This window comes from Pleionea litopenaei (assembly GCF_031198435.1).
GTDB classification, from domain to species: domain Bacteria; phylum Pseudomonadota; class Gammaproteobacteria; order Enterobacterales; family Kangiellaceae; genus Pleionea; species Pleionea litopenaei.
In genome coordinates, this window is sequence record NZ_CP133548.1 from 1259082 (window position 1) to 1274271 (window position 15190).

The 15190-nt window shown below is 42.7% G+C and carries 19 protein-coding genes; 5 read left to right on the forward strand and 14 right to left on the reverse strand.

From position 1 onward, the window contains the following. Positions 1 to 7 precede the first annotated feature (7 nt). From Q9312_RS05560 to Q9312_RS05580, 5 genes are all read right to left on the reverse strand, one after another. Positions 8 to 643 (reverse strand): hypothetical protein, encoded by a 636-nt coding sequence (locus Q9312_RS05560; protein WP_309203594.1) that lies wholly within the window; start codon positions 641 to 643, stop codon positions 8 to 10. A gap of 2 nt (positions 644 to 645) precedes the next feature. Then, positions 646 to 1116 carry a hypothetical protein gene (locus Q9312_RS05565; RefSeq protein WP_309203595.1) on the reverse strand — a complete coding sequence of 157 codons (471 nt, stop codon included), beginning with the start codon at positions 1114 to 1116 and terminating at the stop codon, positions 646 to 648. Between the two features lie 85 nt (positions 1117 to 1201). Further along, positions 1202 to 1561 carry a hypothetical protein gene (locus Q9312_RS05570; RefSeq protein ID WP_309203596.1) on the reverse strand — a complete coding sequence of 120 codons (360 nt, stop codon included), beginning with the start codon at positions 1559 to 1561 and terminating at the stop codon, positions 1202 to 1204. Positions 1562 to 1625: 64 nt separating this feature from the next. Further along, positions 1626 to 1913, reverse strand: coding sequence for a DUF7716 domain-containing protein (locus Q9312_RS05575; protein ID WP_309203597.1), 288 nt, complete (start codon positions 1911 to 1913; stop codon positions 1626 to 1628). A 93-nt stretch (positions 1914 to 2006) separates the two neighbouring features. After that, positions 2007 to 2393, reverse strand: coding sequence for a hypothetical protein (locus Q9312_RS05580; RefSeq protein ID WP_309203598.1), 387 nt, complete (start codon positions 2391 to 2393; stop codon positions 2007 to 2009). A 458-nt stretch (positions 2394 to 2851) separates the two neighbouring features. Between Q9312_RS05580 and Q9312_RS05585 the strand changes: the two genes are divergently transcribed. Then, positions 2852 to 3400 carry a GspH/FimT family pseudopilin gene (locus tag Q9312_RS05585; RefSeq protein WP_309203599.1) on the forward strand — a complete coding sequence of 183 codons (549 nt, stop codon included), beginning with the start codon at positions 2852 to 2854 and terminating at the stop codon, positions 3398 to 3400. A gap of 4 nt (positions 3401 to 3404) precedes the next feature. On the opposite strand, the gene thiI is transcribed toward Q9312_RS05585, so the two are convergent. The 4 genes from thiI to Q9312_RS05605 all read right to left on the reverse strand — a co-directional run bounded on the left by thiI (position 3405) and on the right by Q9312_RS05605 (position 6688). After that, the gene (gene thiI / locus Q9312_RS05590; protein WP_309203600.1) at positions 3405 to 4862 is read right to left on the reverse strand and encodes a tRNA uracil 4-sulfurtransferase ThiI; all 1458 of its coding nucleotides are present in this window, start codon (positions 4860 to 4862) and stop codon (positions 3405 to 3407) included. Between the two features lie 72 nt (positions 4863 to 4934). After that, complete coding sequence (gene lexA, locus Q9312_RS05595; RefSeq protein ID WP_309204477.1) at positions 4935 to 5510, reverse strand: transcriptional repressor LexA; 576 nt, start codon at positions 5508 to 5510, stop codon at positions 4935 to 4937. Positions 5511 to 5603: 93 nt separating this feature from the next. Next, a complete protein-coding gene (locus Q9312_RS05600) occupies positions 5604 to 6350 on the reverse strand; it encodes a hypothetical protein (RefSeq protein ID WP_309203601.1) in 747 nt (248 codons plus the stop codon). A gap of 77 nt (positions 6351 to 6427) precedes the next feature. Further along, complete coding sequence (locus Q9312_RS05605; RefSeq protein ID WP_309203602.1) at positions 6428 to 6688, reverse strand: PilZ domain-containing protein; 261 nt, start codon at positions 6686 to 6688, stop codon at positions 6428 to 6430. A 128-nt stretch (positions 6689 to 6816) separates the two neighbouring features. Here Q9312_RS05605 and smrA point away from each other — a divergent pair, with 128 nt between their 5' ends. Next, positions 6817 to 7383 carry a DNA endonuclease SmrA gene (gene smrA, locus Q9312_RS05610; RefSeq protein WP_309203603.1) on the forward strand — a complete coding sequence of 189 codons (567 nt, stop codon included), beginning with the start codon at positions 6817 to 6819 and terminating at the stop codon, positions 7381 to 7383. On the opposite strand, the gene Q9312_RS05615 is transcribed toward smrA, so the two are convergent. The 4 genes from Q9312_RS05615 to Q9312_RS05630 all read right to left on the reverse strand — a co-directional run bounded on the left by Q9312_RS05615 (position 7384) and on the right by Q9312_RS05630 (position 9538). Then, on the reverse strand, positions 7384 to 7761 hold the full coding sequence (locus Q9312_RS05615) for a hypothetical protein (RefSeq protein ID WP_309203604.1): 378 nt from the start codon (positions 7759 to 7761) through the stop codon (positions 7384 to 7386). It abuts the gene before it with no gap. A 211-nt stretch (positions 7762 to 7972) separates the two neighbouring features. Then, a complete protein-coding gene (locus Q9312_RS05620; RefSeq protein WP_309203605.1) occupies positions 7973 to 8317 on the reverse strand; it encodes a PilZ domain-containing protein in 345 nt (114 codons plus the stop codon). 44 nt (positions 8318 to 8361) lie between these two features. Next, positions 8362 to 8715, reverse strand: a complete 354-nt coding sequence (locus Q9312_RS05625) for a PilZ domain-containing protein (RefSeq protein WP_309203606.1) — start codon at positions 8713 to 8715, stop codon at positions 8362 to 8364. Between the two features lie 67 nt (positions 8716 to 8782). Continuing rightward, positions 8783 to 9538 carry a type 1 glutamine amidotransferase gene (locus Q9312_RS05630; protein WP_309203607.1) on the reverse strand — a complete coding sequence of 252 codons (756 nt, stop codon included), beginning with the start codon at positions 9536 to 9538 and terminating at the stop codon, positions 8783 to 8785. Between the two features lie 285 nt (positions 9539 to 9823). Between Q9312_RS05630 and Q9312_RS05635 the strand changes: the two genes are divergently transcribed. From Q9312_RS05635 to slyD, 3 genes are all read left to right on the forward strand, one after another. Further along, a complete protein-coding gene (locus Q9312_RS05635) occupies positions 9824 to 12301 on the forward strand; it encodes a DUF748 domain-containing protein (protein ID WP_309203608.1) in 2478 nt (825 codons plus the stop codon). A gap of 166 nt (positions 12302 to 12467) precedes the next feature. Continuing rightward, complete coding sequence (locus tag Q9312_RS05640; RefSeq protein WP_309203609.1) at positions 12468 to 13346, forward strand: universal stress protein; 879 nt, start codon at positions 12468 to 12470, stop codon at positions 13344 to 13346. A gap of 132 nt (positions 13347 to 13478) precedes the next feature. Next, on the forward strand, positions 13479 to 13961 hold the full coding sequence (gene slyD / locus Q9312_RS05645) for a peptidylprolyl isomerase (protein ID WP_309203610.1): 483 nt from the start codon (positions 13479 to 13481) through the stop codon (positions 13959 to 13961). Between the two features lie 132 nt (positions 13962 to 14093). Here the strand turns inward: slyD and Q9312_RS05650 are convergent, their stop codons facing one another. Further along, the gene (locus Q9312_RS05650) at positions 14094 to 15149 is read right to left on the reverse strand and encodes a ketoacyl-ACP synthase III (RefSeq protein ID WP_309203611.1); all 1056 of its coding nucleotides are present in this window, start codon (positions 15147 to 15149) and stop codon (positions 14094 to 14096) included. Positions 15150 to 15190 lie beyond the last annotated feature (41 nt).

The window sequence follows — 15190 nt, forward strand, 5'->3', positions numbered from 1 at the left end:
CCGCTGCTTATTTGCTTGAACTAACACCAAGAATTTTCTCTGAGGTCAAACATTCAATTCTGGTGTTATCCCAATCTAGTTTAAACGTGAATGATAATACTTCACTCTTCGGTTCTTTCCCCGTTCCAACTCTTCTTTTCCATAATGCTCTATGTTCTTGCATATTATCTAGATGAACTTCATCAGGCCAAGAATTTTCTCTGAAACTTCCATTTATACTACATGTTGAAATTAGACGCTCTCTGTTAAATATGAATTCTTTCCAAACCTTAAGATCCTTACTTGCAAATAACTTGTCTCCCTTATGGCGATCACCTGCGATAAGTACATAAAGATTTTCAATTTTTAGTATTTGCTTGTTTGTATTAAATTGACAGCCAGAACATGAGGAGCTTCCAATTTTGTAATATTGACTCTCACCGTCCGGCATTATTTCGTATTCTACATCGTAACCATAAGATTGATGATCCATCCATTCTTCACCATGAGATACTAGTGAGCCGCCGACTTCTTGGGGAATAGTATGCTCGATAGAGCTACCGCTAAATATGAAAATAATAAAACCAACAAACGCCAGATACAAAAGAACCAGAATTACAATTGTACTTATAACGACTTTTAATAATGTACGTAACACTGGCATATTCAATTATTCACATAACGCTTTAAGATGAGGTATGCGTGAAAATCTTTCTTACTTTCGTCGTTAAGTTTTAGTTTTTTTAACTTTTGCATCATACCTTCCACTTCCTCTGCACTAGGCCCAAACTCAATGTCGGAACCCTTCAGTTTATACCTCTCTAAAGGCCACGCAGAGCACATGTTGACCGTCAGTTTATTCGAGTTGTCGATGAAAAGAATGTATCTAACAGCAGTACTCTTGTTTACATCACAAGAGTAACCTATACCAACAGAAACTCTCAGTTCGGATTGCAGAGGCTTTGGCCCTTTAAAGTGTTCTATTAACTCGAACTCAGCAATATTCTCGTCACGACTAAGCATATTGGCGACAAAAACAACTTCGGAGGATTTATACAAATCGTCAATAGTCTCATCACATTGACAAGCGTTAGCCTCTATTATAATGAGTGAAAGTATAGCGAATATGTACTTCATAATTAACTTAACCCTTACAACAGCCGACCAAAACCGAAACTAAGTCTACGTTTTTATGCCGACTGCTTATGATTGTTATAAGTGGTTACCACCATTTCAGCTGTAATTCCTTACGTTTTACAGGAATGTTTGGCCAAATAGTTAATGTGCTGTTATGAGTATAATACCTACCTACGAATTCCTCTGGCTTTAGTTTATCTTCAGCGATACCGACAAGTTTCTCATCGGAAACAAAATAGACTAGTATTTCGTCAGGCTCACCTTCGTACTGCTCAAAGATATTTTTTAATGTGGCATTTGCTTCATTTAAAGCCAAATGCGAAAGATCACTACAAACCACATACATTTCATCTGAAATTTCATATCCTTCAGCAACTTTGTCGCAAGTATTTGCCAATGTAAAGATAGGACAAATTGAAAGAAATAAAGCTAATACTCGACTCATACTCTCCTACTTATAACGTTTGTAACCGTTGCGCGGGCGTTTTCGTGTCGACTGCCTGCATTTGTTAACCCTGAATCTTAATGAAGGCATCATTTAGCTGGTAGTATCTTAATGCCTCCAACATTTGATCAGGATTTGGATTGCTAATTTGTTCGCACAGATTCGTTTTAATCGACTGGATGTATTGAATAGTTAAAAAGTACTTCAAGTCATCAAATGTTTCACTAACGCCATCGTCTTCTATCAAAGCGACTCTAGAATCAAGTCGCATCACTCCATCAGCTACTAATAAAATACGATCCCAAGCAAAGGCATCAACTTTTTCGAAGACCTCTTTCAAATCACCTTTCATAGGTTGACTCAGTTCGGTTAACGCCTATTCAAACGGCGCGGAGTGTTCGGCGTCCGTTTGAAAGACTTGTTAGGCGATTCAAAGTACTAAGGTTCAGGCCCCACACGAGAAATAGCCCCAACGATGTTCGATCGGCAAGCACTCCATGCACAGATCTTCACCTTCGTGCGTTCCGCCATCCCAGATTATTGAGTTGTACTCGGAGTCTAAATCAATCCATAAATCTTCCTTGTTGAATCGGGCTGGATTCTTATCTCGATTGATCATGAGGTTATCGCAACGATCGCACTTCTTCGCTGACATCTTCGCCAATGGTACAAACCGGGTATCGTGATTTATGGCCTTTAAGCCGTATTTGGCTAAAAGCGCCTTCATTTCTTCATCAAGCGCTTCTAGCTTTTCATCGAAGGAACAACTCTCAATTTCTTCCGAGTTGGTTTCGAAGAAACTGTACAAGCGCCGGATCGCAAACTGTTTCATGGCTGATGTTCCTTGTTATTTCTTTCTTCACCTAACATCTTACTATGTCCTCAATGAGTGCCGAGGGACATTATTCAAAACGCCAATTACAACTGAGTTCCTCACTAAATTCAATGAGTTAGTGGATATTATCGCAATTTCCAATTGCGTACTATGTGCACATTGACTGCAAAGTACGCAAAGCTACTAGGTTTTTCTTCAATAAATACTATCAGATAATATTTGGCTTGCTGTCTATGCGGAAAGCAGAATCGATGTTTTACTACCAGTTTAGTTAGTTCTATGCTCAGTCGGCTTGATGACTTATGAGAATGAAAAGTAAATTTAGACAACTACTGATGGCTTTTGTCTGTCAAAAAGGAGTTATTTTCTCTGACTATTTATTAAGCACTCTCTAGGTCAGTTAGCTCACTCAATAAGTTACCATAGGTTCACCACTTAACCGCATGGACGCGAATATGAAGATACGAGCCTTTACTCTGCTAGAGATGCTTTTCGTTGTTTCTATCGTTGCTATTGTAAGTTTATTGATTGCTCCAAACTTTAATAATTTAAGAGCGAAACAGCGCGTAACCGTCGAAGTTAATGCGCTATTGGGAGCTCTCAATTACGCTCGCTTATTATCAATATCGAAAAAACGTCCGGTGACTATTTGTGGAACTTTGGATGGAACCCATTGCAGTAGAAGTTGGAGTCAAGAATACATAGTGTTTCTCGATCAAAATAACGATGCCCAAAGAGACGAGTTTGAGACCATGGTATTCAGTCACCGTCCAAAAAAAGACTTCCTTGATATTACTTGGTCAGCCTTTGGCAGAAAAAACTACATTCGTTATTTACCCACTGGCATCACGGCACATCACAACGGCACATTTAAACTGTGTCACCAAAAGCTCAGCCTTATCCGAGCAATTTCTATTGCTAAAAGCGGTCGAGCTCGTGCATCAAAAGATAGTGATAAAGATGGCATTCACGAGCTAGGAGAAGGAAAGCCGATAGACTGTTGATTGACTAAGGCAGCTGCAAAACTTTCACGTTATTAAATCCACCGAGGTTTAAATGATGCGCTTGCACCTTACTCATTACCCCTTTGTCGCAAAACAGCAGATAGTTATTGGACTGATCAAGGTCAGGAAAACGCTTGGATAACGAATAGAAAGGTATTTTGATAATTTGATTGTTTGTTAAATGCAATGGGTTTTGTTCTTGCTCTTCTGGGTGACGAATATCGATAACCACATCGCTTAATGCTGGGATCTCAACACAAGCAACTTGAGTATCGGTATCAACACCGTCTAAAACTTTTTCAATCGATTGAACCACTCGATTATTAATAGCATTATCAAGGACGGAAAAGTCGAACGATTCTTCCGCTTTTTCAATCGCTGCTGCTTTCACTTTGGTCGACGGACGTTGCGAAATAACACCACAATACTCAGGCATATTGGCGGCAAACTCTTCGGTACCAATTCGTTTTGCTTGGGCAATGATGTCTTGTTTATCCATGGCGACTAGAGGTCGTAACACCATCGCATTGGTTGCTGAGTCAATCAGTTTCAAATTGGTGATGGTTTGGCTCGACACTTGCCCGATGGCCTCGCCGGTTATCAAGGTTTCTATGGCTAGCTCAGAAGCTAAACTTTCTGCGGCACGAAACATCATTCGCTTTAATGCAACGCCCATGACCGCAGGTTCCATCGATTTAAGAATTTCTTCAACAACCGGTTCAAAGGGTACTGAGATAAATTTTACCTTGTGCGACGCTGCGTACTTATTCCAGAGAAAATAAGCGACCTGCTTCACACCTATTTCATGCGCAGAGCCCCCTAAATTGAAAAAGCAGAAGTGGGTTTTAACTCCCCTCTTAATCATCTGAAAGCTCGCGACACCCGAGTCATATCCACCAGAAATTAATGAAACCACCGACTCTTGCTGCCCAATAGGATAACCACCAAGCCCAGCTATTTTTTCTTTTATGAAAAAGGCTTTAGTGCCATCAACTTCTAACCGCAGTTCAATATCAGGAGATCTTAATCGCACACCATTTGACTGTCCCACCGTTAACAGGTGGTGACCAAGCTCGCGTTCAAGTTCAATAGAGGTAAAGGAGTGCTTGCCTTTACGTTTCGCTCGCACACAAAAGGTCTTATCAATAATCTGATCAGAAAATCGCTGAACGCCTTGTGCGACTAAATCGTCGAAAGACTCAAACTCAACTTCATCCACAACCAAAAAAAAGTCGATTCCTGGTATGCAGGCAATTTTCTCTTTGATATTAAATTGGGTATCGGCAGGTAAGTCGTTAGGCAGCTTTATTTCTATATGGTCCCAGCGTCGATAAACCTTGGTCTCAGGAACTTGGGCTTTTAGGAGGTTCTCAAGATTATAGTGGAGTTGCTTGGTAATTAACTTTCGTACTGGTCGACTTTTAATAATGATTTCGTGGAACAGCTTAACCACAATTTTCATAAGTGAGCTCTGGCAATGTGACAAAGCCCACTATTTTACTGAATTATCGATAAAATGAGAATCTGAAAACGCTTATGCGCGAATTAATCCGACAAACTGACCTTCGATGGTCAGCTCTTCCGGAGAGACCTCAATCGGCTGGAATTCTGAGTTTTCGGGATAAAGCACTGCTTTTCCATTCTTTCGACCCAGTCGTTTGACCGTGACTTCGTCGTCTAACCGGGCAACGACAATTTGGCCTAAGTCCGCGGTCTGAGTCTTTCTTACGGCGATAAGATCACCATCTAATATGCCAGCGTCTTTCATACTGTCACCACGAACTCGCAACAAAAAGGTGGGTTTCTTGCGACGTAAAACTTCGGGGATCGTAACGTATCGTTCGACATTCTCTACGGCTTCAATCGGAATACCTGCAGCTACTGAACCAACGAGCGGCAACTCTTCAACTTCACCCGCTAGAATCTGAATTCCACGTGTTTTCTCGCTGTGTAAACGAATAGCTCCTTTTTTAGCGAGCGCTTTCAAATGATCGGCAGCAGCTTTGGTTGAGCTTACGCCGAGCAATTCAGCCAATTCGGCATGGGTTGGCGCGATGCCATTTTCTTCAATAAACTCGCGCAGAACATCCAGTACTTCCTGTTGACGCATGGTTAACTCACGCACGGCAATTCCCCTTCAATGAAATAGTATGTGAATAAATACTACTTATTTAAGTAGATTGCAAGTTTTTACGTGAAAAGATCACTTATCATTCAACGATAAATGCTCAGTATTCGGGTCTACGAGTTCCTTCTCGACTTTCTGTTGAGGAATTTTCTCACCAGCTTCTGCCATCGATAAACTTGAAACATCGACTTCTTTTTGCGCATATTCTCGTTCCGGAGACAGCCTGCCAAGCTCACCGAGCGTCAAATCCGAGGTATCTATTTCCACGGCTTCTTGTTGTCGCTTTTCTCCTAGCGTAGCTCCAACTTCTGCGATATTTAATCCAGAAAGATCAGGCTCAGGGATTGCCTCTGCTTTCTCGATGGCAGGCAGCACTTCACCGGCCGACGCAACACTCCAATCACCATCGTCCGCAGCCTCTGCTTGACTTACTGACGCGGTTTCCACCGGTGTTGCACTTGCAGTGGTATGCTCTGAAGATGTCGAACTAACAGGGCTGGCGTTGTTAGCACTGGCAGTATCAGTGCTCGCAGGGTTGATCGCAGGCTGCTGATTAGTGGTTTTCGCGACTGATTCCACTGTATGACTTTCTTGTTTACGCAGTAAAGCGAGTGCACCGGCTTGTTTCAAAGCCGATTGATACTTCATTGCTTGTGCGTAATCTAACGCTTTTTTTATCGTGACCTCTTGGCCAGAGAACAGTCGCTCGATTTGAGCCGGTTGAGTTTTGAATAAACGAGCTAAGTTCTGCTTAACCTCATCCATGCTTTTAGAGGGAACCGTACGTCCCGCAAAAACAATATCGAACTTTCCTTCAACCATACTTATCTACCGTAATAAAGCTATGCATAACAATGATTTATACTAGCCTGAGAGTTTTCAATCGGGAAGTCAAGGAACTAAAGCAGAAACTTGAGGCCAATACCCTCTTTCGTAATTCGAACGACCTCTGCCTGTAATTTAGGCATAGTTTCAGGGAAACCGACCGCTTGAATCGTCACGACGGTGCCGGGAGCGAGTGATTGAAGCTTTTGCGACTCAACAAAAGCACCAAAGTCACTGAGCTCTCGAGTCTGCGCTTTAACGACGCCCAATGTCTCTGAAGTAACTTCAACATCAGTTTTTATCGGCGTGCGGATTGCATTACGGCGTTCTGGCATATGATAAAATCAATACTTTTCAATCAGTTTAGACCATAATTGAGCTAATCAACCAGCTAATATTGCCGTTGTAATCACAATTGAGCTCAGTTTACAATTTAACAGTAAGCGACTAAGGCAGTAAAAAAATGACAGCTCCCGACGACAACCCTTTTCTAAATGAGTTTCAAGATGTTGTACCACTTGAACAAGACAAAGTTCCTTTGAAGAAACCCGCGCTGTCGTCGTCTACGCTAGCAAATCGACAAGAGGCGGCTGTATCAAAACACTATAAAGACTTTAATTATCTCGTGGACTCTGAAGTGCCCCTCGTAGAGCCAGAGCAAATTTTGGAGTTTCGAATTGATGGCCTACAAACCGGAGTATTCAAAAAGCTTCGACAAGGAAAATACACCATTGAAGGTCATCTAGACCTGCATCGGCATACAGTCGCAGAAGCCCGAAGCGCTCTTTTTCAATTTATCCAGAAGTCATTGAAGCTTGAATGTCGAACACTCTTGGTGACCCATGGCAAAGGTGCTCGCTCAGTACCTCCGGCGAGAATAAAAAGCTATGTCGACTATTGGCTCAAGCAGGTTCCAGAAGTAATGGCCTATCACTCAGCTCAAAAGCACCATGGAGGAACGGGGTCGGTTTACGTACTGCTTCGAAAATCACCAACCCAACGGCAACAGAACAAAGAAAAGTATCAGTAGCTATTGCTTTGGTTGGCCAAGAAGTTGTTGTTTTTCTTGCTCAGTCAGTGACTTTTGGACTTTGAAGTCCATATCTCCTAACCGAATTTCTTTAACATTAGGTACGTTCTCGGGACGTTGATAGCTAACGTGTGGGGTACCGTATTCATCGACCCAGCGGTATACAATTCGCTCAGACTCAGCGGCGGAGAGCGCCATTAACTTTACCGGCTCCTGGCTGAATACTTTAAAACTATCTTTCGCCAAGACGGCAAGAGACTCCGTTTTCACAAAGTTCTTCCCGACGATTTCCCATTGACCAGGGTTTTGACGCTCTAAATAAGCGCCATACAGTACCATGCCAATAACAGCGACCAAAATAATCGAGAAAACTTTCATAACAAAAACCTATTCAAGCGTGTACTAATCACCGAGCGAACGTGTATTAAACACCAAGAAACATTGCTTTACCCAGTAACCGAAAATACTTCGAGCATCTATTTACAAATAATGTTTTCGAAATATTCTTAAAAGTAACTATATCTTTGGGGTCTAAGGATCGCAAGGAATGGATTTTGCTCACCCTCAATAATAGAAGTAAACGACAGGCCTAATCAAACAGCTCCTGCCAAAGTTTGATATCAGAATGCTCTGCATCTAATAATTCAAATCCACAATGATAGGTGGGCTCAGAGTCAATTTGATTGCACCACTTAACCTCGCCAGTCAGTAAGTACTTAAGACTATCTTGGTTAAAGTCGATTAGTAACTCTAGGTAAGCCCCAACATCGATGGGGTAATTCGTAGATACCTTAATTCCTCGACGAGAAATGTCTGCGGTGGTGCATTTCACCACCAAGCCGTTCTCATCATTGACCGATGACGAAAGAACTTCAATGAACACCACTTCTTCTCGAACAACCCGTTGTTCGCCACGTAACTCTAGTTTTTCCATTCGGTCACTCTTTAATCAGGCTTTTCCCAGAACATGGTTAGCGGTCAAACCACGCAGTTTTTCAGCCACTTAGCAAAATCTTCACTGCTATCTTCTACGAAGTGGATACCCGCATGATAGGTCGGTATTTCATCAACTTCAAGACACCATCTAACTTGTCCCATTAGATGATATCGAGTTTGACTAGGTGGGGAGATTAAGTCAATCACTAACACTTGTCCCACTGGGAGCGGCTCAGACGAGGTAAACTTTGCTCCACGACAACTGACATCGGCGACGCGACTCGCATGCAGCCTCTCTCTTCCGTCTAACTCGACCAGTTGATACTTAATATAGAGCTCGTCTTGGGGTGGTAGGCGCTCATCTGAGCGATATTCGGTGAGTGTATTCCGTTCCATGCTATACCTCCTGTAAAGTCACTGCCTAAAGTATAGCTTAATTTTTGCGTCTCAGTAGAAGACCTGATTATCGGTGTTTTAGTTGGACCACCCGACTCACTTGCGGTAACAGACTCAAAAAAGCCGAGAAAGCGCGGTCGGCCGCATGTCGGGCAAAATCGTAGTGGTATAACGTGTCCTTCCAGACTTGCTCAGCGTACAGTTTAGCTCCACTTTGCCCCATATTTGCCATTTCGCTTTGGTGCTGTGGCAAGCGCAACCAACGCTGAATAAGTGCTAAGTTCGCCTCAAGATGAAACTGCAACCCATAAATATTCTCGCCAATTTTAAACCCTTGGTTAAGGCAATGATCGTTCTCGGCAAGTCGAACTGCATTTGCCGGTAAATCGAATGTATAGCCATGCCATTGAAATACCCGCGATAACTCACGTAATCCAGAAAACACAGGGTCTTCTAGGGCCTGCTCGGTTAATTTAATCGGTTGCCAACCAATTTCAGCGCTAGCAGCAGGATAAACCGCCGCACCAAAACTCGAAGCAATTAACTGAGCGCCTAGGCAGATACCCAAAATCGGTATTCCCTTCTCTGCCGCTTGGCGAATATATACTTGCTCTTGAGTAAGATGGGGGTACACCGACTCTTGACCAATATTCATTGGTCCGCCGAGTACCACCAGCGCATCGTAATTATCTAAGTTAACTTGGGCTTTTGGCTCGCGGCCGAAATTGACATAACGAATACGGTGTTTTAGCGCCCGAATTTTAGGATCCAGCAAACCGAGCGGCTCGTAAGGAACATGCTGAAAAACTAATACTCGTGCCATAACACTACCCTTTTCATTGCTTTAGAAAATCGATAATCGGTCGTCATTCGACGTTTAATCAGTCGATTAATTATCAAGTATTCGCTCAAAATTACCTCAAAATAACCTCAAAATATTGTTGGAAACCCTTAACTATCGAAAGCGACTCTCGAACGTCGGTGTCACTATTATGCCAACCTCGTTATAATTCCATTAATACTCTTGTGTAATAACACCCAACCTACGGCTTATAAGTGACGGTTGATTAAGTGTTTCGAGAGTGTCAATCGAAACAAGCTAACCAATATGACCAAAGATAGGGAAATCACCATGTTCAACAAAAGCTCACTAAGTTTTCGACGTCATCCATTTCGAAGCAGCTTGTTGGTAGTAATATTACTCATAATCTTGGCCATTGTATTTAACTCATTGTTGGTTCGACTCTACCTATTGCACTGGTTTGAGGCGCAAGGTGCCAAAGTTAACGTCGACGACATCACTTTGTCACTTTGGAACGCCACGTTTACTCTCGATAATCTAGAAACTTCGCAAAATAATCAGTCGCTTAATGTCGAACGTTTAGAACTCGCATGGCAATGGCAGCCGCTGCTTGAAAACCACTTGATCATTGACCGTGTCGTCGTCGAAGGGTTAACACTGGATATTGATGCTACGGATCAAAGCGCTCTTGTGATAGGCAGCTTAGCAAGCACTCAACCACAAAACTCTCAAGCTGCCGTTACGACCGAAGCTTCAACCAATACTCCTTGGCAAATAACGCTACATGAGCTGGGCATTGACTATGATCAGGTATGCGTCAAGCTACCTGAGTCAGCGCTACAGCAAATGCCGAAAAATTACTTGGGGACTTCAGAAACCGGCGAACTTTGTATTGACCAAACGATGAACTTCAAAGGTTTAGCCAAAGCTACCTTGGCAGATAAGCTTGCTCTCTCGATGCAAGGTAATCTAGCATGGCACGATGTTCAATTTCAGTTAAATCAAAACACTTTTTTCAGCACTGACAAGTTCGCACTCAATGGCTTAACTTATTCCGAACAAACGCTCAAGAGTTCGTCCCTCGAATTTACCAACCTTTTGATTAGCGAGCCACAAAAAGAGAAGGCACTTAACGCTCAACTTGGGCAATTTAAATTGGTCGATCTCCACTTGTTATTTGGTGAGCAAAAAATTGCATTTGAACAGTTGGATGCTACTGACTTTTCCTTTTTAAAAAACAACATTCAAGATTCCAATGCGCTGTTAAACTTTTCCAATTTCGCCATTCAACAATTTCAACACGACCTTAAGAATACTTCGATGGCGTCTTTTTCGCTGCAAGAACTGGCATTTGTGCAGGTCGATGCTGATGGTCAGACAACGTGGCAACAACTCTTATCGTCGACCAAACACATTTCACCACCCAACTATCTTACACAACTAAAAGATTTTAGGGCGACAGGTATAAGCATGAATGACGATGAGCTGTCGAATAAAAGTTACTTGAAATTCGATCAGATCAAACTCTCTGATTTACAGCAGTATCTTAATTTAAACGAACAGGGCAAGACTGCCTATCATACGGCTTTTGAAGGATTGTTTTTTGAAAATTCAGCGTTGGAAAGTTCTGCTACTAAAGAGCCTTCTTCTGAGGAGTCTGTTTCTGAAAGTTCTGTTTCTCAAAGATCTGACTCAAGCGTACAAAAGCGGTCTGCAGACCAATCAAATGAGACACAAGAACCCACAAGCTCAGCAACAAGCTCGCCTCTGATCGTCGAGGTGTCGGAGTTTTTGCTCGACGGGAATTCATACGTCATTTTCAATGATGCACACTATCGCCTTAAACATCCGATAGTCGTTAGCGGCATGGAAAGTCGTCTATCAGATTTCAACACACTCAATCGACCCATCGATATTTATTATCACGCCTCGATAAATGATACCGGTGATACCGAACTCACAGGGCAGATTGCAATCAATGGGTCTCAATTGAGTACTGACTTAAAGCTTCGAGTTTCCGATTTAGATTTAGTGCCCTTCTCTCCTTATTCGGCTCGGTTTGTAGGCTACCGAGTTGAGCGCGGCCAGCTAAACCTAAACTCCAATATCAAGCTTAAAGACCAACTTATGGATAGCGAATTTGACTTTGTGTTAAACAAGCTTGATCTAGAAGATACAGAAGAGCACGAGCATCATGAGCTCAACCAAGATCTTGGCGTTCCACTACCCACAGCGTTGAGTTTATTGAAAAACAGTGATGATAAAATTGAATTAAACATTCCGTTAGAAGGTCCTATCAATGAATTAAATACATCGATAGGCGATGTCATTTCAACCATCTCTATCAAAGCGATAAAAACCGCCGTACTTTATCAATATACGCCGTTTGGGCTGCTGATTCTGGCCGATGGAATAATAGACTTAGGGGCAGGATTGACTTTCGAACCCTTGGTTTTTGAACCTGGCTCGATAACCCTGACAAACTCACATCGAGAACAATTAGCGACACTGGCCAAGTTAACGCAGCAGAAACCAAACATTTCGTTGGTACTCTGTGGCATGGTCGCCCAGGCAGACCTGATGCAACCCGACTCAAAAGAACCGCCTGCACCATTGACGGAGGAACAGAGAGACCGTTTGATAAACTTAGCTAAACAGCGCCAGTCTCTCGTGTTGAGTACCTTAATCGGCGAATTTGAAGTCAACAAAGGCCAATTATTAACTTGTAACCCAAGTGCAAAAAATGCGTTAAAAAATGTGCCAGAAGTGCAGGTTACGCTATAGTAAGAGTCTTAACGATAAACCGCCAAAAGAATGAGCTTCAGGCTGAGTTCAGTTAGGCTTTTACATTGATTCGCCAACAACTGGAGTTCGAGTTATCTTTTGATGCAGGTCAATAATTTAACCATCACTTAACGGTATGCTGCAACGCAAATTAAAGAGGTGAACAATGAAAAAAATATTGGTTGTTGCTGAAAAAGATTCAAAAAACTTGATTGCACTGCATCGCGCTTTAGCGCTTGCAAAAGAAACGAATGTAGAAATTGATTTAGTTGGTTTTGTTCACGCTCCTGGTGTGGATAGTTCAGATATATTATCTGAGCAAGAAAAACAAAAAGTTCGCCAAACCATGATCGATGAAAAAAAGACCTGGCTGAAAGAGAAACTTAAGTCAATAAAGTTGGCCAATACCCAACTGCATTGGGAAGTGTTGTGGGAGAAATCCGTACACTTGTGGGTCATCGATCGTTGCAAACAAAAACCCTACGATTTAGTCATTAAAACGGGGCATCGCAGTGAGACATTGATGTACACCCCGACCGACTGGCATTTAATTCGTCAGTGCAGCGCGCCAGTTATGATCGTTTCCAGTAAGAAATGGCAGAAGAAACAATGCATCATGGCCTCCGTTGACTTAGTCACGGATACACCTTCAAAAATCAAATTAAATAAACAAGTTATCCGTCAAGCGCAAAAGCTATCGGAAATTACAGGGCAAGATGTTGTCTATGTTTATTGTGTTGTTATTCCACGAATACTCAGTGATCTTGAAGTGTTAGATGATAAAAAGATTGTTCAAAAAGCCAAGCAGAAGGCATTGCATCATTTATCCTCTGACTATAAAAAATTCGATATTGATGTCGACCAGGTTCGAATGATTCGAGGATCAGTCGACAAAGCCGTCAATCGAGCGGCTCGTAAAGAAGGGGCTGATATCGTGGTGATGGGGACCATGGGAAGAAAAGGCATTAAAGGCAAATTCATCGGAAACACCGCTGAAGCAGTACTTCATAATTTAGAAACCGACGTGTTAACGGTTAAAATTTAACCAAGACCTCAAATTGAGTGATAATTCTAGGGCAGAGGATTCTCTCTGCCCTACTTGGCTTTAATTTAACCCATCGTTCAGGCATAATGGCTTCTAAACCTACCTATTTAATTATCAATAAAGAAGATTTTTATGACAATTACTAAAGACAAAGTCGTTTCTATGCATTACACGGTAAAAAACACCAGTGGCGACGTGATTGATACCTCTGAAGGACGCGATCCACTCATGTACATGCAAGGTCATCGCAACATTATTCCTGGCCTAGAAAACGCCCTTGAAGGAAAAGCAGCTGGCGATAAAGTTGAAGCGACCATCGAACCAGCACAAGCCTATGGCGAAGTGGTAGAAGAGTTAATTCAAGAAGTTCCACGCAGCGCTTTTGAAGGTGTTGAGACACTAGAAGTAGGAATGAACTTCCAAGCGCAGTCAGAGCAAGGCCCAGTTAACGTCGTGATCACTAAAGTTGAAGACGACAAAGTTACTGTTGACGGAAATCACCCACTTGCAGGTCAAACGTTAGAGTTCAATGTTGAAGTCGTTGAGATTCGCGACGCAACAGAAGAAGAGATCGCTCACGGACACGCCCACGGCGTTGGTGGACATCAGCACTAATTAGCTGAGATGATCGAAGAAAAGGCGAGTCATTTACTCGCCTTTTTTATTACTTATTTTTTATGGCTATTCAATCCGTCACAACCAATGACTGTGCCTTATCATTTGAAACGCCATTAATGCCACGTCTGATTATAAATACGGTTGAATCAATTCAAGTGCTGTCTTATCACATGGCTCTAGTTCTACATCGGTTTCGGCGAGTGGTGTGACGCGATCGCCCCACTTCACAATCGCGGCTCCCCAGGTTAAGCCGGCCCCAAACGCAGGAATCGCCACATTGGCTCCTGGTTTGATTAGTCCTTGTTCAACGGCTTCACACAAAGCAACCGGAATGGTTGCGGCGGAAGTGTTCGCATAGCGCTCGACATTAACCATGACTTTTTCCATGGGCACTTTTAGTCGCTTCGCAACCGCATCAATAATTCTTAAATTCGCTTGATGCGGAACAACCACATCAATATCGGCAATCGGCATATCTGCGCGAGCTAAGGCTTCTTCAGTAGCCAACACCATCCCCCGAGTTGCACGTTTAAAAATCTCCTGCCCTTCAAAATCCCAAGAGATCCTTGAGTAGGTATCTAACGTCCGATCAAATCCTGAGCCAAAATTCGTGATCGCCAAGGTCTCTCGTACTTCTCCGTAACATCCCATTTTACTGGATAAGACGCCTATTGGCTCTTCCGTTGCTTCGATCACAACGGCTCCCGCTCCGTCACCAAATAACACAGAGACACCGCGGTTATGCCAATCCAATGCCCACGACAACTTTTCGCCACCGATAACGACAACCTTCTTCATGACATTGTTGCGAATTAATGACGCTGCATTCGACAAAGCGAATAAAAAGCTACAACAAGCGCTGTTTAGATCCATCGCGGCGGCCGATTCATTCCCCAACTTTTTTTGAACATATGAGGCACAGTTTGGGGCAAGCGTTGTTGGTGTTGTCGTTCCAAAGATGATGCCGTCGATATCATTCGGCTCTAATCCAGCGCAAGCAATGGCTCGTGCCGCAGCAACATAAGCAAGTTCATCAACGTCGACATGAGAAATTCTTCGCTCTCGCATTCCAGTCCGAGAAAAGATCCATTCATCACTGGTATCTAAAAAAGTGGCCAAATCATCATTGGTCATAATGGCAGGTGGCATGCATTTTCCCCACCCGGTAATGGTTGCGTACGGCATAACGACTCTAATTCATATCTATAAAGCAGGCTAGTTTAAAG